Origin of the sequence: Roseiconus nitratireducens (assembly GCF_008629675.1) — a bacterium.
GTDB classification, from domain to species: domain Bacteria; phylum Planctomycetota; class Planctomycetia; order Pirellulales; family Pirellulaceae; genus Stieleria; species Stieleria nitratireducens.
The window spans coordinates 459044-484539 of sequence record NZ_VWOX01000005.1 but is presented as its reverse complement, the minus strand read 5'-3'; the positions used below and the strand labels follow the sequence as shown (position 1 = coordinate 484539).

Sequence of the window (25496 nt, the reverse complement as noted above, 5' to 3'; positions counted from 1 at the left end):
TGGATGTTGAGACATTCAGGCTTGTCTGTCGCCCCTTCGGGGCTGGGTGTTTGTGGCATCAGGCATCCGGTGGGCAAGCCCGGGCTTGCCCGCCGGGGTTGGTGGGGAAGTCATGCCAAGTCCCGAAGGGACGACAGACTTCAGCGGATCCTGGACTGCCCACTAGTTTCTCAGTCAGCGTCTAGGGTAGGTGCTTTGAATAAAGATCGCTAAGTTCTCGGTCCCGGGCAGTTCACCGGTTTCCTTGAGTACTTCGGATTTGGCAGTTTCTAGCTTTGCATAGAGCGCTTTCGCCGTAATGATCCTCCCACCATACTCTGGGCGTATATTAAGTCGTTCGCTTAGTCTTTGAGCACACTCAACAAACTGGCCTGCAAAGTCAAATGGAAGAAACGCGAGCAAGTATTTGAGTTGTAGGCAATCCCAAACCCCCTCCGAGTAATCGTAAACTTCATCTTGTTGATCGATTACTGACGTTTCGATGATGGACGGGTGTTGCCATGGAGGAACCTTGTCGGTTCGGTCGACGCAGAATAAATCGTCATGAAGCGTGAAACCTTCGCGCAACAGGCATTGCGCCAAAGACTGACGTGACCGAGGGATCTTTGTTTTGAATTCGATGAATTCAATTTCGTGCAAATAGCTATAATCGATCAACGTATTCCCCGATTGGGCATTATTCCCGGAACTCTTCTGAACGGATCAACCTCTGCGTGCCAGTCACGAGTCAGCTCGCGAAGATTTAAAGGCGAATTGTCTGTCAAATGTCTTCGAGCATTTACGTGATGGAGCTCACGCCGTTCCCAGCGTCCTGTGCGAGGATTGAAATCATAGGGTGCATTCCCCTTTCGCATTTCCGCAAGCTGTGTAGGCGAAAACTCTCCGGTGTTTCTAGATGCTTCGTAGCGGTTTTTCCAGTAACGAGACTGGACCGTCCCCCAATCAGGTGCGGCCCCATCGGGAAGTGGCTTGTCAATCGAATCACCTCGTTTCCAGCGTTTGAATCGAATGCTGCCATCTGCCTGTGTCCCACCCTCCGCCCCGCACTTTGCCACGGCGTTGTGGACCAGCAGGCCGGTTCCGACGTGGTAGGTGTGGGTGCCGGCGACTTCGAGGTTGCAAACTCGCGTGGGTTGCCGTGGCAGTTGCTCAATGCCGACAACACTTGTCTTCCGGCCTCCGAGCAGGCGTAGCTGTTCCCCCACTGACAGGCTGGCCGCCGCCACGAATTCGTCTCGGTCTTCGCTCCAGATCGGGTGCCCGGTGGTGCAGGTGATCGGCTCGTTGGAGCCGGCCACACGCAACCGCACGAGGTCCGCGCAGACGTGCCGAAAGGTTCCGGTGACCAGCCGCCCTGGACCGGATTGGATGTGGGGGCAGGGGCCGATGTCCAGAACCGCCGCCTGGCCGCGGATCCCCAGTTCCTCCAATTGAACCGGGAAGGATCCGTTGGTGACTGCACCGGCACGACGGAGCCATTGCAAGGGACGCAGCAGGGTGACTTCAACCGCTTGTCCGTTTTCCTTGATCAATTCCAGCTTGATCAGCCGCCACGCATCCGGATCCGGCTGCAGTGTCGGTGGACTCACCTCGCTCGCTGGCAATTCCGCCGGGATTCGGTCGCCGCACCGCAGTTGTTCGATGGGACGCGTGATCCACTTCGATCGACGGGCGGGGGTGGTGCTGGCGATCGGGTGTGCCGAGGCGCTTTGCAGGTTTTCGCTGGTGGACAGACCGGTGGGCGGGCTCGGCAGCAGGGCGGCCAGTCGCGGCTGGAAACAGCAGACCGCCAGAATCAGGCAGGCCAAAGTGCCAAGGTTCCGTGCGGCACCGGCGATTCGGTTTTCAACGCCTGGTGTGGATTCAGAGCATGGTTGTCGCATTTGATTGAGCCCCGTCGATATCTTCAGTTCGCTGTCGCCCCTTCGGGGCTTGGTATTTGTGACATCAAGCATCCGGCGGGCGAGCCCACCGGCAGGGAGCTGTCGGCCCTCCGGGCCTGTCGGAGCGTGGGAAGTTGGAATGTCGATCGGTTACTGGCCCGCGACATTGGCCGAGTCTGAAGCGGACATCAACACAGTCCCGAAGGGACGACAGAAAATGAAGCTTTAGAACTACAAGATGAGTTGTTGCATCACTGCTGCCGATGCCCCGCTTCATCGTTGGCTTGGTTCTTCCGGAGTTGCTTGATGTAGTGATTCCAGTAGTTCACTGCTTGAATGTGTTCCTGCCTAGTCAAAGCAGTTTTGTTGTCCGGGTCTGTTGGGCTACCGCCCAGAATTACTGGCTGGATCTCAAATATCTCACGCCCTTTGAGCTGCAGGCGGTTCGCTTTGCGGAATTCACTGAGCATTTGCTAAATGTCTCCGGCCCTTGCATTTTTCAAAAACTCTGAAAAGGACTTCCCACATGTCTCAATCAAAGAATCGTCCATGCCGACGAATGGTACTTTTACTATTGACCATGGTTTCGAAGCGGTGGCGAATCCGATTGCTTCACCGCCACCGTTTGATCCGATAAGCAATAGGTTAGAGCAATATTGGGCAACCTCGTATTCGTAGTTTAGTTCGATTAGTTCTTCCGCTTTCCAGAGGAAAAGATAAGTTTCGCCGATATAGCCTTCTCCACCGTTGAACTGAATCAAGAATTCTCGGTAGTCGTTTGGAAACGTTGAACCGATCGCTGCTTCCACTTCAGCTATTTCTTTGGTTGTAGCACCAGTGTTGTTCTCAAATACCTCGTGGCTCCCTTCGTTCATTCGATTCTCTACTACTGATTGAGTTGTCGAAGCAACCGATTCCACCACGGTGTGACTTCTTTTCTATGAAAGTCTCTCGATATAATGACTTTGTTCTTTGGGTCGGCAGGGTCTCCGCCAAACTTGACAGGCTGTATTTCGTGTATCTCCATTCCCTTTGTACCCGACGGGTCATTTCGCCTGATTCTCTGATTAGCTTTATTCGCCTCTTTTCTTGCCGCGGTGTATTCATCGCCACTGAGTAGTCGCAAAGGGCCGGAGGGTTTCGGTAAACTGTCAGGATATCCCTTTAGGCCTTCCGGTGTGAGCGAGAAACTACCCTCGGTTTGCGTCTCCTGTGTCCCACCCTCCGCCCCGCACTTTGCCACGGCGTTGTGGACCAGCAGGCCGGTTCCGACGTGGTAGGTGTGGGTGCCGGCGACTTCGAGGTTGCAAACTCGCGTGGGTTGCCGTGGCAGTTGCTCAATGCCGACAACACTTGTCTTCCGGCCTCCGAGCAGGCGTAGCTGTTCCCCCACCGACAGCCTAGCCGCCGCCACGAATTCGCCCCGGTCTTCGCTCCAGATCGGGTGCCCTGTGGTGCAGGTGATCGGATCGCTGGAGCCGGCCACACGCAACCGCACGAGGTCCTCGCAGACGTGCCGAAAGGTTCCGGTGACCAGCCGCCCTGGACCGGATTGGATGTGGGGGCAGGGGCCGATGTCCAGAACCGCCGCCTGGCCGCGGATCCCCAGTTCCTCCAATTGAACCGGGAAGGATCCGTTGGTCACTGCACCGGCACGACGGAGCCATTGCAAGGGACGCAGCAGGGTGACTTCAACCGCTTGTCCGTTTTCCTTGATCAATTCCAGCTTGATCAGCCGCCACGCATCCGGATCCGGCTGCAGTGTCGGTGGACTCACCTCGCTCGCTGGCAATTCCGCCGGGATTCGGTCGCCGCACCGCAGTTGTTCGATGGGACGCGTGATCCACTTCGATCGACGGGCGGGGGTGGTGCTGGCGATCGGGTGTGCCGAGGCGCTTTGCAGGTTTTCGCTGGTGGACAGACCGGTGGGCGGGCTCGGCAGCAGGGCGGCCAGTCGCGGCTGGAAAAAGCAGACCGCCAGAATCAGGCAGGCCAAAGTGCCAAGGTTCCGCGCGGCACCGGCGATTCGGTTTTTAACGCCGGGTATGGTTTGAGAGGAAGGTTGTCGCATTTGATTGAGCCCCATCGATCTCAGTTCGCTGTCGCCCCTTCGGGGCTTGGTATTTGTGGCATCAGGCATCCGATGGGCGAGCCCACCGGCAGGGAGCTGTCGGCCCTCCGGGCCTGGGTGTTCAGTTTTTCGAGCTTCGCTGTCGCCCCTTCGGGGCTTGATATTTGTGGCATCTGGCATCCGATGGGCTCGCCCGTCGGGTGAAAGTAGCAGGCCCGCCAAGTCCCGAAGGGACGACAGCCTGCAACGGATCCTGCATTGACATGGCACACCCCTCGCGCGCAATCGTCTCTCGCTCGGGGGCATTGGAGGACTGCTTCGATTGCCGCGTTGTTTCGCTAGCCATTTGTGACTTTCCTCCACTTCCCAAGTTGGGAACGTTCAGCGCGAAGCTTGGCAATGGCGATCTGATGCAACAGGTCGTCGGCGGGAGAAACGTCATTCAACTGCCCGCTACGGCCTGCGTGATCCGACCAACGAGGCGGAATCGGTTCTGCTTTGTGCGGCGCCGTTGGTATTCGATGGTGGATGGCGGGTGCCCGATTTCGGCGTGACTGGCTGCGTGGGCGATAGCGCATCAGCGCGGCACCGCCAAGCATTGCCGCGCCTCCCAAAACGTCCATCACCGTGACGGCACCGTCGACAAGTTTCGTTTGCCGGGAGGGTGCCGACGCAGTTTGGTGGGTGACGTCGGGCGGCAGCGCACTGACAACGATTGGTGTTCCTTCCACGAAGCAGCGGGAGCGTGCGCTGAACACCATCAACGCCATTTGGGCGGTTCCGCAAACAAGTTCTGACCATTGCAACGCGTCCATGCTGCGGGCGTGCGCTTTGGTTGCTTCGATTGCGTCGACAAACGAAGCTGCTGGATCTTTGGCTAGAGCGTAGGCGCCACGAATCCACGTTTCCGCCAAGCCCATGATGGTGAACAGATTTGGATTGGCCAGCGTGGTTGCAAGCGACTGAGCCGTTGTCGCCATCGTCACCGACTGCAGCGTCAGTTGCATTGCCAGCCCCGCCCCGCCGGGTAGCAGCGTCGACGCGACATTCATGAAGTGGGTGGTGCGTTCAATGGACTGCGCCAACATCTCGTCCTGAGTCAGCGGAACCCGTTGACCAAGTTCATTGGTGTGGCTCATCGCGAAGTCTCCACCGAAGAGCGCTTGGGAGGCGGTCAGGCTCCCGGCTTCGGACCAGCTCTTTCCGTCAAACTCTCCCTTGAGGTACATCTGGAGGGCGGGACAAAGTGTGTCCACCGCCAGGGAGGCGCCGCGAACCAAAGCACATTCGGTGACGGCCAGATTGCCGGAGGGATCCACATAATCCAGCGGGTTGTTGCCGACGTACCGATACAGATTCGTATCGCCCGACGAAAACCCGAGAGGATCTTGGCTGAGAAAGCGTCCCGTGGCGGGGTCATAAAAGCGGGCGCGATAGTAGTAGAACCCAAGTTCTTGGTCCCATTCACGGCCGGTGTACCGGAATCGGTCCGCGGCCGCGGGGTTGCTGATGGTCAGGATGCGACCGAAGCTGTCGTAGTCGAATTCATTGATGACGCTTCCCGTCGTATCGATCAAATCGCGAACGGTGCCCAATCGATCAGTCAGGTACCATGCGGTGCCTTCGCCTGGCCGCCAGCGTGCCGCGATTTGGTCGACTCCGTCGCTGTATAGATAACGTGCAAGCGTGTTTCCGGAGCCGTCGTAGTCCGCCCAGGCATGAACGCCGTCGTAGACGGTGTGCCGGACATCGGGTGCTGTCGGTCCCGCGGCGTCGGGGTCGCTGGTCCGGGTGATCATTCGATCGAAGACGTCGTAGACCATTTGCACGGTGGACCGGGGGACGCCATCGGCGCCGGCCCGCTCCGCCAGTACCAACCGGTTGCGATGGTCATACAGGTATCGGGTGGATCCGCTTCCGTCTTTGCGCGTCCGGACGATCAGATTCCCCTCGGCGTCATACGTGTACCGATAGTCGGCGTCTTCTCTCAGCCGGTTGTCGGCGTCCTGAACGGTCTGGATCGAAAGCCGATTGCCGTTCAGATCGTATTGATAGTCTTCGCTGGCCAGGCCGTTGATGCTGGCGGTCAACAACTGGCCCGAGCTGTCCCGGGTGTATTGGTGGACTTGATCGTGGTGGGTTTCTTCCGTCAGTTGGTTGGCCAGGTCGCGTGCGTATTGGTAGTCCGCTTGTAGCGCATGGCCGGAGTCCAAGTGAGTCAGACGAGATAATTGCCCTTTGGCGTCAAAGAGGAATTCCGAAGACGAAACGGGGATTGAATCGCCGAGACCGGAATGACGTTCGATCCGTTGCAGAAGAGCCCGATCGTCATAGAAATATTTCAGCAACGCACCATCCAATTCTCCGCCGAACCATTGTCGCTGCGCCAGCAGGTTTCGCTGGTCGTATTGGTTTTCGATCCAGATGCCCTGGTCGTCGTGAATACCAATTCGGTTGCCTTCGGCGTCAAAGGTTTGCGTCAGCGTGACGTGGGGCACTTCGGGCGTGCCGGCGTTGTCGACTGCGATCAGCCGGTCCAGGTCGTCGTAGGTGTTGGCGTAGACGCTGAACCGATCGGCAGCGGTAAGCACGTTCCCGACGGCATCGTACGAGAACTGAATCGAATTGACCGCTGAACCCTCGGCCCACCAGGTTTCCAGGTTCAATCGGTTCAGTTGGTCGTATTCAAACGTTCTGCGGCGTCCGTTTCGGTCGGTCAGCGAAACCAGATTGCCAACGGCGTCATAGACCGATGTGGAGGAGTGACCCAGTGGTCCGGTGACGCGAGTCACGCGGTCGAAGGCGTCGAACTCAAAAATCGTGCGATTGCCCAGCGGGTCGGTCAGGGCCGTCAGGTTTCCGTTCGCGTCGTACTCGAATCTGGTGGTGGCGCCCGTCGGATCCGTCGTCGATACCCTGCGATTCAACGGGTCGTACTCAGCCGTTGTCGTGCGTTCCAGCGGATCAGTGAAACGCGTGGCATTGCCGTTGGCATCGTAGGTCCAGGCCCAAACACCTCCCAGCGGATCCGTTTGCAAAATCAAACGTCCCAATCCGTCGTATTGAAACTCGGTCGCCGCCCCGCTGGCGTCGATGGCACGGGTCACATGGCCTTTCCCGTCGTATTCCATCTCCGTTTTGGCACCGCTGGGATCTGTCCAGACGACCGGTCGGTTCAGCGCATCGTACTGAACTGTGTTGGTAAAGCCGCGTCGATCCGTCGTGCTCACTCGATTCCCGATCGCGTCGTAGCCGAAGGAGGTGGCGTTCCCCAGCGGATCGGTGGACCGCGCCAATCGGTTCAGGTCATCGTATTCGTAGGTTCGAAGGCGACCCAAAAGATCGGTTTCCGAGATCAGGTTCCCCTGCCAGTCATACTCAAAACGCATTTCATTGCCGGCCGGGTCGATGATCTTGGTCGGCAATTGAAGGGCGCCAAAGACATACTGCGTGACGCGGCCAAACGCATCGGTCTCGCGCACCAGATTGCCCATCGCATCGTATTGGAATTCCGTCCGGTTTCCTTCGGGATCGATCACCGCGGTGGATGATCCGATGGCATTGAACTCCCACCTCCACCGATTGCCATTTGCGTCGGTCACCGCCGTTTGGTTGCCGGCGGCATCGTACTCATAGGTAGTCACCCCACCGAGCGCGTCGGTTTGTGATTGCAAACGGCCATCCGCGCGGTAGCTGTACTCGGTGACGTTTCCGTTCTGATCGGTGACGGTCGAGGTGCGGCCGTTGGCGTCGTATTCAATCTCGATCACGCCACCTTCGGGATCAGTGATCCGAATCGGACGGTGATTGCCGTCGTAGAGATAGCGGGTGCGTTCTCCGACTTGATCGGTGGTCGACTCCAGTTGGGCGCCGTCGAATGTGTAGGTGACCTGTCCTCCCAACGCGTCGGTAAATACCTGGGGTCGGCCCCGACGATCCAATAAAAAGGATCGGGTGTTGCCGTTGGGGTCGGTCTGAGTGGTCAATTTGCCACGAGAGTCGTACGTCATCAGGATGACGCTTCCGTCACGCTCGATGACTCGTGTCGGATAGGGAAGCTCGTCGTATTCCAGTCGTTTGACCCGGCCGTCAATGTCGGTGATGCGAATCAGGCGACCGGCTTCGTCGTACGCCATGCTGGAATCGGTTCCACCGGGCATGCGAATTCGTAGCAGATTGCCTTCGGCATCCATGTCGTAGCGGTGGACGCCGCCGTCCGCCTGGACGAGCGACGTGCGATCGTTGAACTCGTTGTAGGTAAACCCGGTGACATTTCCCAACGCATCGGTGACGCGAGTGATGTTGTTTCGGTCGTCGTAGTCGATGACGGTTGCAAACCCGAGTTCATCGACGATTCGGACCAGATTGTCCTGGTCGTCGTACTGATATCGGGCGATGTTGCCGTTGGGCGATGTTTCTTGTAGCAAGTTGCCGCGATCATCGTAGGTGATCTTTGTCGCTGCCCCCAAAGCGTCGTAGGTAATCCGGGTGTGATCATCCAGTTGGTACTCGTGGCGGTTCGTATTCCCCAAGGCGTCGGTCGCGGTGATCAAGCGACCGGCAACGTCGTACTCAAATCCCAGGGTGATCATTTCCTGTTCTGGGAGATCTTCGGGATTCACCGCTGCCAGATAGTTCTGTGCGGTGTAGCGGTAGGAGTTTGACAACCCGTTGGGGTAGCCGACTTTCGTCAGGTTGCCTTGGTCGTCGTACTCGTAGTCGATTCGATTCCCATCGGGATCCAGGACCGCAACAATTCGTCCCGATTGGTCTCTCTGAAATTGGACGCGCTGACCAGAAGAGCTGAGGATCTGGTCATCGGTGAAAGTCAGCGTGTTCCCGTGCCGGTCGGTCACGTCCGTCAGGCCGCTGTCCTGGTCGTAGTGATATCGGATGCCCTGCTTGTCGACCAATTGATATCCGAGCGGATTGTAGGACGCGAACACGGCTGCCAGGATGTATTCGCCGTCGGCGGTCCTTGTCAGCGGCAAGGGCAGGCCATTGAGGTCAAACTCGCCGCTGGACAGACTGGTGATCGACGTCCAGTCGGATTCACCATAAAGCCTCCAGTTGACTCCCGGGTCGGGAATCCAGCGGGGGTCGTAGTAGTCGTCACCGAGTGTTGTCCACAGTCCCGTGTGGGGAACGGGGCGGAACGTGAATCCCACGCGTTGGCAGTCCGGCGTCGTCAAGTACACCTTGTCGCCGTCGTGAAAGGCAAGCGAAGCAAACTGCCCAAGTTCGTCTTCGTAGGGCGTGCGAGCGACGGACTCGCGGAGGTTCGGTTCGGCGGCGCAGAACTGCCACCCGTTTCCAAAGTCGCCACCCTGATCCGCCGTCAATTGGCTGTGCTGGCGGTGAATCGTGATGGCGGGACCGCCGGCGACGGGAATTTTCAAATCGACGACGGATTGCCGATTGATACCGATTTTGGCTCGCCCTTCGACCGACACGGTGACGATGTCCGTGGCAACGTTGCCGGAGACGTCCCTGGCCGTCAGCCGCAGGTCGTACTGGTTCTGCAACCGCATTGTGGGATCAAAGACGGCCAAAGTTTCGCGGTCCTTGTCAATTCGACCTGCGGCGTCGATCACGCTGGCCGAAGCGAGCAGTTCCCACTGGTTGGTCTGATGCGGCGAAACTTCCAGACGGTAAGAAGCCAACGAAGCGTCGGTCACCGTGCCCAGCACCTGGGTCAGGTATTCGACCGCTTGCCCGCTGACGGGAGAATGAATGACGGCAACCGGAGGCGTCGTGTCATCGGGGCTCGACACGAGAAGGCCATCGACTGCCTGCGACGAATTCTCACTGGTGTCGGTGCCGACAGCGACCAGGCGGACCAGCCCGGACGATTGCGGCGTCAAGATCGCTTGGCCGCTGGCGTCCAGCGGCGTGGGGATGCCGTCGACGAACAGCTCGACCGTTTGGACCCCGACGTCGTCGGATGCGAAGACTTGAACCACGACGCTGGCACCCACGTCGATCGAAGAATCGGAGATTGCGATCGACACCTCCGGTGGTTGGACATCCGGGAGTACCGACAGCACATAGCTCTGCTGCGTCGAAAGGCCCCGGCTATCCAGCGCGGTGATTTCGATTTGATGATCACCAACGACCACGTCTGGGCCAGGCCAGGTGACGTGCCCGGAGAATGGATCGATTGAGACTCCTTCGGGTCCGACGACCGAGTAGGTCACGTCGTCGTCCGCATCGGTGGCTAGCGACGCGTAGTCGTAACGCCGCCCAAGTTGCGTTTGACGTTTCGGTTCGGTAACGAACTCCGGGGAAGAATTGACGGGAAGGACAATCACCGGAAACGTCTGCCGTCCGACTCCGCCGTCCGCGTCAGAAGCCAGCACCGTGACCAAATGTTCGCCCAATTGATCGAATCCGGGAGTCCAGCGAAGTTGTTGGCCTGCGATTGTCGAACCCTCGGGAGCCGAATCGGCAAGCGATAGACGAACCTGGTCATTCTCCGGATCCGCAGTGACCAGATCGTACCGAAAGTCTTCGCCAACGGTTGCGAATCGGTCAGGCGAACTCAAGATCAGCGGCGGAAGGTTTTCCAGCCCCGTCGGGACCAGCAGCGTGAAGCGTTGGGTCGCCGTTCCACCGCGTCCATCCTCCAAGCCGATGACGATTTGGTGCGTTCCCACGTCCGCTGTCGTTGGCGTCCAGCGGATTGCACCATCGATGCACGACATCGAGCGTGGTCCTTCGATCAATTCCCATGACAACGGATCGCCATCAATGTCCACTCCACCGGCCTGGTAGCTGTAGGTTTGGTCGATGCGAGCTTCCAGCAGCGGCACGCCGGTGAATGCGGGCGCGGAGTTCCGTGGGATCTCGAAAAGTGTTTCGAATTCGAATCGAGTCCGTAGAGGATTGTCGAAAAAGATCTCGGTTGACGGGCCAGTCCGGTTCGGCGGGAGCGGTTCTGCAAAAGTGAATTGCACCGAATTAGGAAGTTGGTCAATGGTCGTGGGGTGGGGCGACTCGCCGGTCGACGTGATGACCACCGATGGGGAAGTGAAATCTGGGAAGGATGCCCACAACGGCGATGGGATTGGCGATGTCGAACCGTTGTGCGGTGCGACCGCGGCATGCAAGCGATTGGTCGTCCGGTTGAAGGTGGTCCCGGTGAAGCTGGCTTTCAGGCCGGTCGGCGCGGGGACGGTGTCGGCGAACAATTCGGCGTCTTCTCCTGAAATGCCGTGAAGCGTGATGGTTCGTTGTGTCGTCCGTCCGGCTGCCGTGGTCGCGGCGACCGTCAACGGGTTGGCGCCTTCGGCGACAGTGATCTCGGTGAAAAAGCGTCCGGTGGGATCCAGGGCATCGACCTGTTGACCATTGACCGTGACGGACTGAACCTGCACCGTTGTCAGCAGGGACGCGGCAAGTTGTTCGGGATTGGCGACCGAGAGGGCGAGCCCGCTGGAAGTCGGGTCCGCGTCGATCGACGTGGCCAACTCATCCAATTGCGGAGTGACGGATTCACTGCCGATTTGGAACGCGTAGAACTCAATCGCGGCGTCGGCGACACCTTGCACGTCCACCGGCATTTCGTCGAATGCTTCTCCATCGGTCAGCAGGTACACAAGCGTCCGATCCGCGGGTGGGGCCGAGGCGAGAAGGTGCTGCAGGTCTCGAATGGGCGGTTCAAAGTTCGTCCCTTGCGCGACCTCGATTGGCCGGAAACTTTCCGCGCCTTGGTAGCCCAGAAAGCCGAGGTCCTGGTTCCACAGCGAACGGATCGCCGTCTCGAAATCAGACCGGTCCTCTCGGTAGGTGCTGTCGACCGTGGGATCGACGAAGAATTGGTTGAAAAGCTCTGGAGCGGCGTCCAGTGGTTGGCTGTCACCGGCAAAAAGAACGGAAGCCACGCGGACATCATTTGATTGCGACAACAACTGGTCGGTCAGCCGCAGCGCGGCCGCAATTTCCGCGTCCAAGACGTCGCCGACGTTGTCAAAGCGGTTGAAGTCGTCGTCCGAGTTCACCACGCCGTCGCCATTGAGGTCCAGCCCGCTGGGTTCCAAAGTGCTGGTCGAGACATCCACCAGGAAGACCGCGTTCACCGATCGGTCCCCGGCGTTCACGCTGCCGCCGAGCGCCAGGGTGGTGTCGGTCGCGTACCGACTTCCATCTGTCGGCGAAAGCGCGATCGTCGGAGCATTCCCGGAATCACGTTGCCCGCGATAGACCGTCGAGAAAGGTTCGCTGCGGGCGACGCGCCCGGGTGCCGACCCCGTCTGAAAGACGTGGTTCAAACGATCCGTCGCGACCTCCACCCAAAACGCGCCCTCGAAGCCGGCGGGAAGTGGCACGGGCACGGTCCGCCGGTAAGACTGTCCCGGAGCAAGTTCGAGGGGAGAATCCACTTCGACCATTGCACGTTCATGCAATTCGGACTCGGTTTCGCTTGCGGAGAAAAGGACCTGGTCCGCCCAGGGCGAAGCCTTCCAGGATCGTGCCGTTGCGTTCCCCGTGTTGGTGACGGTCCAAGACACCGTCACCGAGGCCGGATCACCGACGTGAACCAAATCGGCATGGACGTCCGAAACGACCAGTGCGGCCGCAGGTAAAAGTGGCGTCTCGGGATCAACCAGCAGACGAAAGCTGTAGCGACCGCGGAGGTCGGATTCACGTGCGAAGCCTCGGTCATCGACCCGCAACTGATACTCGCCCGTTTCCGGAATCGTGAACGTGGCGTCGGCATCGGTGTTGTTTAGAAGGGAGACGCCGTCGGATGTCCGAACCGTGAAGCCGGCGGTGGCGCGGCCCAGCGGATCCAACACTTCGTTGAACAACACGTCCAGTTGCACTTCATCGCCGGCGGTCGCCATAAAGCGGTAATCGTGGGTGCGTCCGCCAATCTCGATCGCGTCGGAGATCACCTGTCCGATTGAGATGGTTGAAGGCGGCGCCGGCGTCACGTCGTCGACACGCAGTTGATATCCCGGTATGTCATCCCCGACTCCGGCCAGACGCAGCGAATAGGTGCCGGATTGCGACAGTTGCAGCGGTCCCAGGTCGTGAGCCTGGTGTAAGAAATCGCGTCGGGAACAGAGTCGAGTTCCGTCTGGAGCGAACAGTTCGACATTCAACTGGTCCTGCGCGTCGCGGTAAGGCTGCCAGATTTGCTGCATGTCCAAGAAGATCGCTGAGCCTGCTTGGGCATCAAACTCCAGCGTGTCCGTGCTGCCCGGAGTCTCGATTTCACCACGCACGACCTGGCCCAGTGGTAGCGACGTCGTTTGGTGGGGCGCGACTTGCCAAACGCGGAACGCGTATTCGGGTGTCCCGCCGGCAGGATCAAAGAACTGCAAGGAATAGGTGCCAGCCTCGGGAACCACATAGGGACCGAAGTCCAGTTGTGACGCGACGTGATTGTTGCGTTGAAAGGCCACACTGCCATCCGGCGCGATCAGTTGCACGGTCAACGTGCCGCTGGATTTTGAAATCATGTCAAAATACAGCTCTTGTCCGGCGACGGCCTCGAACGTCCAGTGATCTTCCGCGCCGACCGCATCGATTCGTCCTGCGTCAGGTTGATCGATGGTCAGCGGGGCGACATCAGGCGGAGGCACTTCGAGAACCCGAAACGAATAGCTTGGGGTGCCCGACTGGATTCCTTGCCAAACAAAGGTGTACGTACCTGATTGGTCCAAACGGATGGGACCATGGTCCGCACCCAACGGAGACGAATGGGTCGTTGAGAACACGGAGGTGCCATCGGGAGCGGTGAAAGTCGTCCGCACCCATCCGCCGCTGAACGACAGCACGTCCACAAAGACGATCGTTCCCGCTTCGACATCAATCGTGTACCGGTCCTCGGCACCCGGAGTGGAGATGTCACCGGTGACGACGGTTTCGAACGAAAGACTCGCGGTTTCGGGTGGATCGACGTCCCACACGGTGAAGGCGTAGTCGGGCGTATTGGTGGCACCACCTTCCAGCCGGTACGTGTAGGTTCCACTCTGTTCCAACAGCAAAGGCCCCCGGTCAAGATTGCTGGCGGCATAGCCTGTGGCGGAAACGATCGGCTGACCGTCGGGGGCGATCAGCGTGCCGGTCAGCGGGCCGCCGGAAAGCTGCCAAACGTCGACGTACAACTGCTGGTCGGTCGTCGCGTCAAACAGGTATTCATCGACTTCTCCGGGCGAATCAATCTGGTCGTCGACTGATTCTCGCAGCAGGATGGAACGAAACGGATCGGCGATGCCTTCGGGATGATCGTTTTCAGGTGCCAGTGCGATCGTCGTGTCGGCACGTTGTCGACCCTGGTGATTCAGCGTCCGCTTGGAATATTGGTAGATCGCATCGTCTTTGGCATCGACCACCCAGATGCCGTCATCGCCGGACGGGTTGATTGTGATCCCTGTCGGGTCCGAGTTCTCCGAATCGAGATCCCACCAGTTGATCGACCGTCCCCAGCGATCGTAGACGTAGACTCGATCGCCCCGGCCATCGACGATCCACAGGAAGTTGCCGTCCGTCGTGATTCCGCTCGGGTCCGTATTGCCGTAGGCCAGTCGGAAAGTGTCGTCGGGGGCCAAGGTCCCGTCTCGTTGGGCCGCCGCACCCGCGTAGCGGTAGACCTGATCGTGGGCGGGATCGACAATCCAAACGTCGTCGCCATCGGTTGCAATGCCCTGGGGGTTTTGCGGCCCGTCGGCCAGCCAGCTTGCCGGCGTGGTTTCCCCGTCGGAATCGTAGACGTGAATGCGAGCGTTGGAGCCGACGACCCACACCGGGTTTCCTTCGGCAACGGTTGCCACACCTCGCGGGCTGCTGTCATTTGCGGTGTCGAAAGGATCCATCACCTGTCCCGCCGATCCGTAACGGTAGACCAATTTGTCACTGCGGTCGGCCACAAAGAATCGGGCGTTGCCGCCCTTGGCGCCGCCGTCGCCGTTGCCGATTTGGACGGTGATCGGAAGAGACGTCGTCGCCGAAGCACCGTCGTCATCGGACAACGTTATTTGAACTTCATATTCTCCGGCCGATTGGTAGACGTGTTCCCCGGCAACGTTGCCGGTGGTTGCCACGCCAGCGGCGCCATTGGTGACCTCGCTCACCGCGTCGGTTTGGATCGGTGTTCCGTCTCCCCAGTCAATCCAGGCCCAGAACGTTTCTTGGGTGTTGGCGGCCGCGCTGGTGAACCCGCGGTCTTCAAAGGTGGCCAGGATGTAGCGGAATGATTCGCCGACCGACAAGGTCAGTGGTTCGGACGGTTTCAGAATCGGCGTCGCATTGGCAATCGTCACCGGCACCGCGGTCGAAAGGCTCTCGCCCCGGGCATCGGTCAACGTCATTGCGGCGAGATAGGTCCCGTCGTCGGCGTACACATGGTTTCCGCGAATCGCCCCCGGGTTTCCGTTCTGACCGGGAACCACGGTCAGAGTGTCCCGCGAGCCGTCGCCCCAATGCACTTCGGCGACGTAAGGGCCGGCGCTTCCAGGATCCAGAAAGTTTGCCAACAACTCGACGCTGTCTCCCTCGTGGGCCGCTAATTCTGTTGGCGGAATCCACGAAAGCGGCGCATCAAGTGTCACTTCGAAAGTCAGGTCGCTGCCTCCTCCGAGAACATTGCCGGAGAGATCTCGGATCGCAAGGGTCGAATCTGATCCGATCAGGGTCAACGCATATCGATCATCGGCAAGCGGCAATTGCAAGGGATCCAGGATCACCAAGGCCGACTGGCTTGTTGAATCGTACGAAATGCTTTTGATCGAAACCTCCGTGTCATCGGCCGATCCAATGATCCCATCAGCTCCGAGTCCGACGAATCGGTAGGCTTCCAGGTTCGACGCCGATCCCGAACCGGAGTCTCGGACAGGCTCGGTGAATTGCAAGCGAACCGTGCCATCGAAGTCGGTGACAATTTCGCCCGGCGCCGGTTGGATCAGCCTGGCCGACGGTGGAGTTTGATCCGCGGCAATCGACGACAACGCATTGCTGGTTTCGAAGAAAGTAAGGATCGCATCATCGACCGCATCGCCGCCGGTCAGCGGGGCGACCGCAAGGCTTGTTGCGACGGTGCCGAATGCCGAAAGTTCACGATCTTCACGACCGAAGGACCGCGTGCCTCCGCTGGTGAAGACGGTCAGCGTGTTTTCCGTGACGTCGGTGACCAAGATTTCCTGTCGACCGTCTCCGTCAACGTCGCCGATCTCCGTGTCTGCGGCAGCGGCGAAACCGCCCGGGAGATCGACCCGCTCCCATCGATCCGAAAACAACCTTGCCGGAGCGATGGAAACATTGTCGATGCGTGCGGTTGATCCTTGTCCCGGAGGATTGCCGATCAAATCGAACGTCAGTGTTGCCGCTGTCTGGAGATCGATCCCGGAAAGGTCCAGCGTGACACGCTGCCCGTCGAACGTGACGTCGGGCGACAGCGAGACTTCGGAACCCGAAGAAAGATTGAAGAACGCGGTTGATTCGGAATGGTGGGTGGCAACCAACGACCGTTGTTGCGCGTCCAGCAACGAAACTTCAAAAGCATCGGGCAATCCGCCTTCGACCGCATCCAACGACGCTGAAACCAGATCAAACTGCAGCGTTTGAGCGTCCAGCGGTACATCAAACGTTTGTTGCAAGCTGGTCAGGAAAGACGCATGTTCCTCCAGACGGACCATGCCGCCGGAAGCGAGGACACGGCCCGCCAACGCTGTTCGATCGTGTCCGCGAACGTCGACGTCCCAGCCCGTCAACGCATCGGAAAAGTCTCCGTTTGCGAGGGGCGCATCCGGCCGAGGATCCGATGTTCCGAAGAGCAGAAACGAAGAAGTGTTCGTGGTCACGACCAGGTCGTCGTTTCCATCCAAATCCAGGTCCGATGACTCCAGGTCCCGGATCGGGGCTGATTCATGCAGCGTCAAATCGTCTCGGCGGACGAACGGGATCGTGTCGGGCACGCCTTGAAAGAATACCAGCGATCCGTCGTCATGTCCGACAGCCAGGTCCAGGTGATTGTCACCGATGATGTCCGTCACGACGATGCTGGTTGGTCGCGAGGCACCCGTCGGCAATCGTCTGGGCGATCCGAAGGTGCCCCCGGCCAGTCCCGCAAAGATTCGTACCGCATCGTCCGCCGAAGCGACGATCAAATCTCGATAACGATCCGAATCCAGAAACGCGGTGACAACCGGCTCGGAGTATTCCGGCGGAAGGAAGCTCGAGACGGGTGAGGGAAAGGATTGGGCCAGCGAAAACCCGCGTTGACCGTCGCTGTGCCAAACCGTGATCGTGTCGTTGGACGCCAACACCAGGTCGGTCAACGGATCGTCGTCAAGCCGTTCGGCGATCAGTGTTTGCTGTTGCCCCAGATCGGTTTCGAAGGTCTCGATCGTTTCCCAGCGATCCTCCGCGGCGCGTGTTGCCAACGTCAGATCGCCGCCGCGTCCCAGGATGACCGTATCGGGAGTTCCATTGAGATCGAATGTCCCGATGGCCACCGCCACGGGATCGCTGACGGTCGGAAAGATCTCGGTCAAAGGAGGGGAAGCGGCAAGCAACCGCCGATCCTCCAAACGCTGAAACCGGGCGGTGCGTTTTCGCCGCCGCCGACGCGCGACCGGACCGCTGTTGGAAACGGCATGCCGCTTCCGCGTGATGCGGTTCATCATGTGCCCCAATCAATGCTGCCGATTCTGTTATGCCCATTCAGAGATCGACTGCCCGGCCTGCCCATCGGTTCGATCACCGTGGCTGGCCGGACAGTTCGATTCGGTTGCATGCCCGTCGACCGACGCTGCCGCAAGCGAATCAACCACGAAGGCTACGGTCGCTGTGGTGCGGAAACAACACCCCCAAAGCGAAGGAGTGAGTGAAAAAGTCAAATTTGCATTCCGGCCGCTCCGAGTTCACGTGTGCGGGAACGCCGTGAGGACCATTTTTGCGAGCCACAAACCGTCGCCGGGAAAAGGAGATAGAATGTCTTCCGGTCTCGCCGGCACTCCACCGCTCCGCCCCCATCATCGGTCACTGGTCACTGTTTGCTGGCCACTAATCTTGAATCGATGCGTGGCAACGGTTGATGATCACCGCGGCGGGCCAGCGGCCTTGAAAGACCGCTTCCAATTTTTCGCCTCCCTGATTCTTGCCTCCCACCCCAGCACACAGATGAGTCAATACACACGTCGAAAGTTTCTCGGGACGACCGCAGCCGCGATGGCTGTCACGAGCGCCCTGCCAGGACGATCCCTGCGAGCGGCCAACGCCAACGAGGAAATCAATCTTGGGTTCATCAGCTGCGGCGGTCGCGCCGGCGGATTGATGGGCCAGTTCAGCAAGATCGATGGCGTGAACATCGCCGGACTTTGCGACGTGGACGAACAACGTTTGGGGGCGGCCAAGAAGCGATATCCCAAGGCGCAGGGCTGGACCGATTTGCGCGAGTTGATTTCCGCTCCCGGCATCGACGCGGTCGTGATTGCGACCTGCAACCACTGGCACTGCCTGGCAGCGATTTGGGCGATGGAAGCCGGTAAAGATGTGTACGTCGAAAAGCCGCTCTCGCACAGCCAGTGGGAAGGCCGACAGACCGTGGCCGCCGCTCGCAAGTACGACCGGATCTGCCAATTGGGAACCCAGCAACGTTCCGATCCGATGCAGGCCGAGATCAAAGAATTCCTTCATGGTGAAAAAGGGCTCGGCGAAATCAAAGCCGCCCGCGTCAATCGTTACGGCGTGCGTCCGCCGATCGGACGTCGCGAAACTCCGTTGGAGATCGACAAGAACGTGGCCTACGACCTGTGGTTGGGGCCGGCCGCCGACGAGCCGATTTATCGCGAGAAGTTGCATTACGACTGGCACTGGGACTGGAACACCGGCAGCGGCGAAATGGGCAACTGGGGCGTTCACGTTCTGGACGACTGCCGAAACAACGTCTTCCAAGACCAGGTCGCGCTGCCCCGGCGGGTGCTGGGCGGTGGAGGACGCGTGGTATTCAACGACGCCGGCGAAACTCCCAACGTGCACTTCGCTTATTTCGATACCGGATCCATTCCCGTCGTGATCGGATTGAGCAATCTGCCCGCGCAGCCGGGCGGAAAACGCAGTCCCGCCCACCCCGGTCCCAGCAGCGGCTACATCGCTTACTGCGAGGGAGGCCATTTTGAAGGCCAGCGGGGACGTGCGGCCGCCTTCGATTCGGACGGGAAAAAGATCAAAGAGTTCAGGGGCAACGGTGACGTCAAGCACCAGGCCAACTTCATCGATGCGGTCCGGGCTCACGACCGATCGATCTTGAATGCCGAGGTTGAGGTCGGCAACGACAGCACCGGTTGGTGCAACCTGGCCAATGTCGCGTTTCAAGCCGGCGAAGCGTTTTCGCGCGACACCGTGCACGAGGTCAAGCTGGATCAATGGGAGACGTTGATCGACGAAATGGATCAGCATCTGGCCGCGCACGACCTCAAATTGGACGATCAACAAATCAAGCTGAGTCCGATGTTGCAGCTGGATTCCGAGACCGAGCAGTTTGTAGGCGAAGGATCGGCGAAAGCCAACTCGTTGCTCAAACGCGAATACCGAAAGGGATACGAGGTCCCCGAAATCGCTTGATCCGTCCGCCGCGACGGAATCGCATTGTCCATCGCCGCCCTGCCGCCAGGGCGCGCGGGGACTTATCCCAGTTGCTCTTCCAGAACCCGCGTCGGCGTGGCGATCCGACGCGGCCGGGTGGTGCGCCACGCGGCGAACAGTCCGATCAGGGACAAACCGATGGCCGCGCCCACCACGTTCTTCACCGGCCCCGGCGGCAAATCATTCTGCAACGCCGTCGTCAACGTGAAGGCCCAATTGCTGACTTGCCAGTTGGGATCGTATTCCAACGTCTGGTAATCGTTGTAATGCAATTGCATCGAGTACGGAACCAATGCGGCCATCAGGGCCACGACGATTAGCGCGGCCAATCCCACCTCGACGCGAGGATTGTTGCGCAGCCGGACCACCGCCATGATCAATCGAACCACGGTCAGGAAACAGATCAGGTAAGCGGGGAATAAGATCCCCGGCACGCTGCAAATGTTGCGTAGCAATCCGCGGGTGGGGCCGTTGCCGAATCCCGATTGAATGATCCAAGCCAGTCCGAACTGTTGGATGACCGCCAACGTGGCGATGCAGATGATTCCGAACACCAGCCCCGTGCTGGGGCCCGGCGTCAACCAGGTCAGCATCAGGCGACTGAGGAAGCTGCTGGGCAGTTCGCGGCGGATCCGCGGCGTGATCGTCGGGTTTTCGCCAACCATCAGAGCCGCGCAGACCGTCCACAGGGTTGCCAACAGCACGACGCCGCACAAATACACCACGGTTCCGGTCGGGCCGTTCAGGATGCGAACCGCCAGAGCCAACGTGACGACCGCCACGGTCGTCAGCATCAGCAGGGAAAGCCGAATTCCCGTCGATCGGTTTTCGGTCTCCGGGGTCAACTGCGCGGCCGCGGCGGTCAACAGCAGATGACCGAACGTGAAGGCAATCGCCAGGGAGGCCAGGACGGTGAATAGCAGTTCGGGACCCGACAACGGATTGCCGTACCAGATCAGGCTGACGACCATCATCGCCAACCCGTATTCCGCCAAAACGAGCAGCAAGATCAAACTCAACATCGTCATGATGCGTCCCCCGCGTCCCCGGGCCAGGGGAGCGAAAAACAACGCGACCACGGTCAGCAAGGTTCCGGAGACGGCCAGGGCGGCGACGATCAGCAACGTGGTCGGCAGGTCGACCCCGCGCAACGTGTAGGCGAAGGCCAGGCAGGGGCAAAGCGTCACGAAGTACAGCAGCATCTGAAGCGACGCACTGGCCAGCTTTCCCAGGATGATCTGCCACGGCGACAGCGTGGTGATCGTCAACATCTCCAATGTTCCGTCGTCGATCTCCCCTTCGAGCGATCGGTAGGCCGCCAGCGGAACGACCAGCAACATCGGCAGGGCCAGCACCGCGTAGTAACCGATCATCATCCTGGGCGCGGACGGTGACGTGTAGATTCGCGGCATCATCGACAAGCTGCCCGCGACCGTCCAAGCCAACGCGGCGAACAGCAACAGCGAAAAGGTGACAACGAATTGTCGGCTCTTGAGAGCCTGACGCATCTCTTTGACCAGGATCGGATTGATGGCGTCGCCAAACCGTTCACACCAGTCATCCAGCCGATCCAGCCAGCCGCCGCTCAGCGGTGAAGTACCGGTGGTCGCTTCGCCGGTTGATTGAATGGTGGTTGCCATGTGGTTCTTCAAACGAGTCGTCGCCGGGGCGAGCTGTTGGAGGGGCGGATTACTGGACCAGCCCCTCGGTGATTTGCAGGAAGACGTCTTCCAGACTCTTCTTCCGCGCCGAAACTTCCGCCACCTCGAATCCTGCGTGCACCAGACTGCTGACAACGCCGGCCTGGGCTTTGGCGTCGCCGCTGAATCCGAAACGGACCAGTTGGCCGTCGACGACGACTTGATCGATCTTGGCGGCCTGGGGGACTTGCTGCAGTGCCTCGGCGACCTCGTCGTTCCGATTCAGAATGCGGAGACAGAGTTCCAACTGATTCTGTTTGCTGGCCTGGATGTCTTCGACGCTGCCGGTTGCCAACAGTTGCCCCTGTTCGATGATGCCCACGGCGTCGCACATCTCATCCAGTTCCGTCAGGATATGGCTGCTGATCAGAATCGTCTTGCCGCGATCGGCCAGTTCTCGAATCATCCGTCGCAATTCAATCCGGGCTCGCGGGTCCAATCCTGCGGCGGGTTCGTCCAGGATCAGCACCGACGGATCGTGGATCAACGCCCTGCCCAAACACAGCCGCTGCTTCATTCCTTTGCTGAGTCCACGGATCGGTTTGAAGGCCATTCCTTCCGTGCCGGTGAAGCCCAGGACCCAGTTCAGACGCTGGCGCCGTTGCGCCCCGGTCAGACCGTAGGCGCGGGCGAAGAAGTCCAGGTACTCTCGGCAGTTCACGTCGCGATACGTCCCGAAGGCATCCGGCATGAAACCCAATCGGCGGCGCACCAATTCGGGGTCGTTGACGGCGGAAAACCCGTCGACCAACGCATCGCCATAGGTCGGCAGATCCAGGGTGGCCAGGATCCGCATGGACGTCGTCTTGCCGGCACCGTTGGGACCGATGTATCCGAACACATGCCCCCGTTGGACCGAGAACGTGATGTCGCTGACGGCACGCGTTTCGCCGAAAAAACGGTGCAGCCGACGGAGCTCGATGCAGTCGTCGACCCCCGAGTGGACGGCGGGAGTGACGGTGGGGGCGAATGCGGGGCCGTTCGGCTCCGTCGGGACGGTGGCGCTGAAAGGGGCCACGGCGGGCTGCTCTTCGGAACTCGGTTCACTGGTTGTCATGGCAGAGTCCCAATCACGTACCGCACGCTTTCGACCACGTCGGCGTCGCCGATCGCCAGCACGTCCTGGCTGGGCGTTGCGATCCCGACATAAGTTCCCTCGGGCAACTCGCCACGCACGAACAGGTACTCGTTCAGCCAGTCCTCCAGCGTCCCCGTCAGCACTGGAGGACGCGATCGACTGATCCGGCGGTTGTGGAACAGAATCAGGTCCCTGACTTCACTGCTGTTGCCCGAGTTTCTGGATTCGTAAACGGCCCCGATCGGACGAAATCGGTTGTAGAGTGAACCAAGCTGTTTGGAGGCCAACCGGCGGTCGGCGACCCATCGCGCGCTCGTCGTGCCCTCTGCGGGGATCGAATCGGCAATCCAGTAGCGTCCGTCGGACGACCTCGCAATCAAGTCGCGAACGGGAAACGGAAGTGAACTGACGAACGTCACCTCCGCATTGCTGGGAATCTTTGACTCGGCGTCCGTGGCATCACTGTCGGTGAGATCGGTCTCAAGTTCATTTGGTGGGGCTTCGGCGCCCGGCGAGTCCACTGGGACGTCGGCCTGAGAATCGACTTTCTCGGGCAACGGCTCCGGAGCCTTGCCCCAGGCGATGCGTCCTAGTTGATGCCGCAGCCGATGGGCCACGAATTGAGTCTGCGTGCGGGACGGCAACAGCGATCGATCGAATGACTGCCGTTGGTCATCGACCCGCACCCTCGCACGCACCTCGGAAACGGCGTTGGGCAAGTTCCCCCAGTGGCGACGGGGATCGTCCGGATACGACATGACCTCAGCAGCGGCATCAAAGGAAACGCCTTCGTTGGGGCTGATCCCGGCGAACAGTGTCGATCGTGTCCGTTCAAACGCGTCGCCGCTGGCACCGTCGATCCACGTCAATTGTCGGATGCGGGCGGTGGTGCGGAAGCCGTCGGCGACGATGCTGTAGGTGAACATCGCGACGGTGGTCAGCAACGCCAGGATGGGGGCGATCAAAAACATCAGGTGCGATCGATGACCGCGTGTCGTCCAGCGGTAGCTGACCGGTCCGACCAGCAACACGAACAAGGTCAGAATTCCGATGAAGGTGTAGACCGGAGGTTCCGCCACGCCAGGGATCAGCCAGCGCTGGGTGCGCCGGTCGCCCAGGATCGGGTCGACGCCGCGCTTGAGCATCGCCGAGCGGCGGTACCCGGCCAGTTCCCCCAACAGTTCCAAGTCGAAATCAGAATTCATTCCCGTCTCACCCAGCCCCACGACGGAGCCGGCTCCCACGGTGCACCAGAATCCTTGACCCCAGCTGTTGGCAAAATCAACGTTCTCTTGATCCATGACCGCGACCAGCTTTTTCGCCTGCCTGATTTGCTGCGTCGATGGCGTCAGCCCGTACAGCCCGACCGACCGGCCGGACATCGACGTTCCGCTCATGTTCGCCATCGCGTTTCCCTCCAGTTGACCCGCGATCGATCGGGGAAGCCCCGAGTTGGTCGCGTTCGAGCTCATTTGTCGTTCGGCCGACCGAATCCAGTCTCGATATCGCGTCAAGCGTTCGTCGGTCTGGTCATGCTTTGCTTGGATAATGTTTTGCAGTGACACCTCGGTGGACACGGCGGTGGTCAGCGAGAATTGAAGCGTTTCGCCCAACTGGTCGGCGTTTTCAACGCCGACGACCACCAAGGTTCCCCCGGAAAGCACCCAATCGCGGAGCGTCGATCGCAACCGGCTTCGTTCACCCTCGGAACCGGTTTGGGGGGACACGGGGTTGGCGGAGGCGGTTTGCTCCGACGAGTCCGGGGCCGAGTCGTCGCGCCGCGCGGTTTCCGAGACCAGGTCCGCGTGGTTGATCACGATGGAGTCGATTTCACGAAGGAGCCGCCAATCGGTCGGCAGCGCTTCGGGGCGAACTTGGCTCCAAAACCGCTGCTGGGGTTCACCCAAAAACGCCTCCTCCAGCGGATCGGAACGCATTTGCGGTGCGGTCCCGACGTACAGAACTTTGTGGATCACCTCCTGGGCCAACAGGGAGACGGGCGACTGCGTGGCAAATGCCGGCAGCGGCGTGCCGATTTCCGTTTCGTAACCCGCCAACGGGCTGCCGTTCTCCAAGATCTCGATCCGGTAGGTATCGCCGACCGTCCATTTTGGAAATTGACGTTCCAAGAGGGCGCGGGTTTGTCCTTGATGAAAAACGATAGGCAGCGTCGCGACCATGCAGCGGTCCGCCGGAATGTGCCTTTCGGTCGGAGTGAATCGGATCACCAGGGGGCGTTCGGCAGCCAGGGGCCCCGTGGTTGAATCCAGCTGGATCCGCACGCCGACGTATCCCACGTTGAACGGGCAGGTGACGTTCAACGTGGCGCGAAAACCGGCGTTGATTGGCCGCGCGTTGCCACCGAGGGTTTCTGGCAGGCGGACTTGCTGAGTCTCAAGCGGCTGGGGTGGCACGAATCGAGCGGCACAGGCGGTGGGCCAGGTGGTCGGCCAGGCAGTGGGAGCGAGCAGCAGCAGCATCGCCAGCCCTGCGGCGGCAGCCAGGCTTCGGCGCTGACGAGCTTGTTCCACTGCTGCGCCCGCCTTGAATGCGTTCCGTCGATCGGTCTGCCTTCGCATCACTCCACCGGTTCTCGCGGGGCCAGGATCTGGGGCGGCAACTGGCCTTCGGCAAAGGGGTTTTCGCCCTTTGGTTCGGTCGGGCTGCCGATCGGCGCCCACAGCAAGAAGAAGCCGATCAGTTCGAAGTTCAGCAACGCGATTGGTTCGGTCAAGAACGACAGGGTACCCAGAGGAATCCCGATCAGGCCGGCAAGCAGCATCACGACGCCCAAGCCGATCAAGAAAACGCCCGACATCCGGGGCAGCAGGGACACCGACCAGCAGAGCAGAAACAGCAATGCCGAAACCACGGCGATCGTCAGCAAGAATCCCAGGCCGATCGTTGCCCCGGCCGCGTAAATCCCACCCTGTTCGGCCGCGTAGGTGACCGCGATGGCGATCGCCGAGACGGCCGTCAGCAGCAACAGCGACCGAAACGTGACGCGGGGGAGCAGTCGGCTCTCCACGACCGATTCGACGTCGTCCGCGCGGGTCGCAGCAGAAATCTGGCTGACCATCGGAGAAAACCACCGTGGGGACGGAATGGACGGATCGAACAATCAAGGCGACGGCCGCCACTGGGAATCCGGTCGGCACCGCAAATTCGTCGCC

Annotated in this window: 11 protein-coding genes; 1 reads left to right on the top strand and 10 read right to left on the bottom strand. The window is 60.0% G+C overall.

Going from position 1 to position 25496, the window contains the following annotated elements; translation table 11 throughout:
• Window positions 1–174: 174 nt before the first annotated feature.
• The 6 genes from FYK55_RS11930 to FYK55_RS11905 form a co-directional block, all read right to left on the bottom strand.
• A complete protein-coding gene (locus tag FYK55_RS11930) occupies window positions 175–657 on the bottom strand; it encodes a hypothetical protein (RefSeq protein ID WP_150076617.1) in 483 nt (160 codons plus the stop codon).
• Window positions 654–1883, bottom strand: coding sequence for a polymorphic toxin-type HINT domain-containing protein (locus tag FYK55_RS11925; protein ID WP_161604459.1), 1230 nt, complete (start codon window positions 1881–1883; stop codon window positions 654–656). The genes FYK55_RS11930 and FYK55_RS11925 overlap by 4 nt, the downstream gene beginning before the upstream one ends.
• Before the next feature lie 251 nt (window positions 1884–2134).
• Window positions 2135–2353 carry a hypothetical protein gene (locus tag FYK55_RS11920; RefSeq protein ID WP_150076615.1) on the bottom strand — a complete coding sequence of 73 codons (219 nt, stop codon included), beginning with the start codon at window positions 2351–2353 and terminating at the stop codon, window positions 2135–2137.
• A 3-nt stretch (window positions 2354–2356) separates the two neighbouring features.
• Entirely contained in the window at window positions 2357–2758 is a 402-nt protein-coding gene (locus FYK55_RS11915) for an SMI1/KNR4 family protein (protein WP_150076614.1), read from the bottom strand.
• An 11-nt stretch (window positions 2759–2769) separates the two neighbouring features.
• Entirely contained in the window at window positions 2770–3954 is a 1185-nt protein-coding gene (locus FYK55_RS11910; RefSeq protein ID WP_161604458.1) for a polymorphic toxin-type HINT domain-containing protein, read from the bottom strand.
• A 338-nt stretch (window positions 3955–4292) separates the two neighbouring features.
• A complete protein-coding gene (locus tag FYK55_RS11905; RefSeq protein WP_150076612.1) occupies window positions 4293–17585 on the bottom strand; it encodes an RHS repeat-associated core domain-containing protein in 13293 nt (4430 codons plus the stop codon).
• A 496-nt stretch (window positions 17586–18081) separates the two neighbouring features.
• Here FYK55_RS11905 and FYK55_RS11900 point away from each other — a divergent pair, with 496 nt between their 5' ends.
• Window positions 18082–19524, top strand: a complete 1443-nt coding sequence (locus FYK55_RS11900; protein WP_150076611.1) for a Gfo/Idh/MocA family protein — start codon at window positions 18082–18084, stop codon at window positions 19522–19524.
• Window positions 19525–19586: 62 nt separating this feature from the next.
• Here the strand turns inward: FYK55_RS11900 and FYK55_RS11895 are convergent, their stop codons facing one another.
• The 4 genes from FYK55_RS11895 to FYK55_RS11880 are packed head-to-tail and all read right to left on the bottom strand — an operon-like array spanning window position 19587 to window position 25402.
• Window positions 19587–21185 (bottom strand): ABC transporter permease, encoded by a 1599-nt coding sequence (locus FYK55_RS11895; protein WP_235908627.1) that lies wholly within the window; start codon window positions 21183–21185, stop codon window positions 19587–19589.
• A gap of 49 nt (window positions 21186–21234) precedes the next feature.
• Window positions 21235–22302: an ABC transporter ATP-binding protein gene (locus FYK55_RS11890; RefSeq protein WP_150076610.1), complete on the bottom strand. Its 1068-nt coding sequence runs from the start codon at window positions 22300–22302 to the stop codon at window positions 21235–21237.
• Entirely contained in the window at window positions 22299–24902 is a 2604-nt protein-coding gene (locus FYK55_RS11885) for a hypothetical protein (protein WP_161604457.1), read from the bottom strand. Before FYK55_RS11885 ends, FYK55_RS11890 begins: the two co-directional genes overlap by 4 nt.
• Window positions 24902–25402: a hypothetical protein gene (locus FYK55_RS11880; RefSeq protein ID WP_150076608.1), complete on the bottom strand. Its 501-nt coding sequence runs from the start codon at window positions 25400–25402 to the stop codon at window positions 24902–24904. The genes FYK55_RS11885 and FYK55_RS11880 overlap by 1 nt, the downstream gene beginning before the upstream one ends.
• Window positions 25403–25496: the final 94 nt, after the last annotated feature.

Bases quoted from the DNA above. Each gene is read 5' to 3' on its own strand.
- FYK55_RS11880 (WP_150076608.1), bottom strand. From the start codon at position 25,402: ATGGTCAGCCAGATTTCTGCTGCGACCCGCGCGGACGACGTCGAATCG.
- FYK55_RS11910 (WP_161604458.1), bottom strand. From the start codon at position 3,954: ATGCGACAACCTTCCTCTCAAACCATACCCGGCGTTAAAAACCGAATC.
- FYK55_RS11895 (WP_235908627.1), bottom strand. From the start codon at position 21,185: ATGGCAACCACCATTCAATCAACCGGCGAAGCGACCACCGGTACTTCA.
- FYK55_RS11900 (WP_150076611.1), top strand. From the start codon at position 18,082: ATGAGTCAATACACACGTCGAAAGTTTCTCGGGACGACCGCAGCCGCG.
- FYK55_RS11925 (WP_161604459.1), bottom strand. From the start codon at position 1,883: ATGCGACAACCATGCTCTGAATCCACACCAGGCGTTGAAAACCGAATC.
- FYK55_RS11915 (WP_150076614.1), bottom strand. From the start codon at position 2,758: ATGAACGAAGGGAGCCACGAGGTATTTGAGAACAACACTGGTGCTACA.
- FYK55_RS11920 (WP_150076615.1), bottom strand. From the start codon at position 2,353: ATGCTCAGTGAATTCCGCAAAGCGAACCGCCTGCAGCTCAAAGGGCGT.
- FYK55_RS11890 (WP_150076610.1), bottom strand. From the start codon at position 22,302: ATGACAACCAGTGAACCGAGTTCCGAAGAGCAGCCCGCCGTGGCCCCT.
- FYK55_RS11905 (WP_150076612.1), bottom strand. From the start codon at position 17,585: ATGATGAACCGCATCACGCGGAAGCGGCATGCCGTTTCCAACAGCGGT.
- FYK55_RS11885 (WP_161604457.1), bottom strand. From the start codon at position 24,902: ATGCGAAGGCAGACCGATCGACGGAACGCATTCAAGGCGGGCGCAGCA.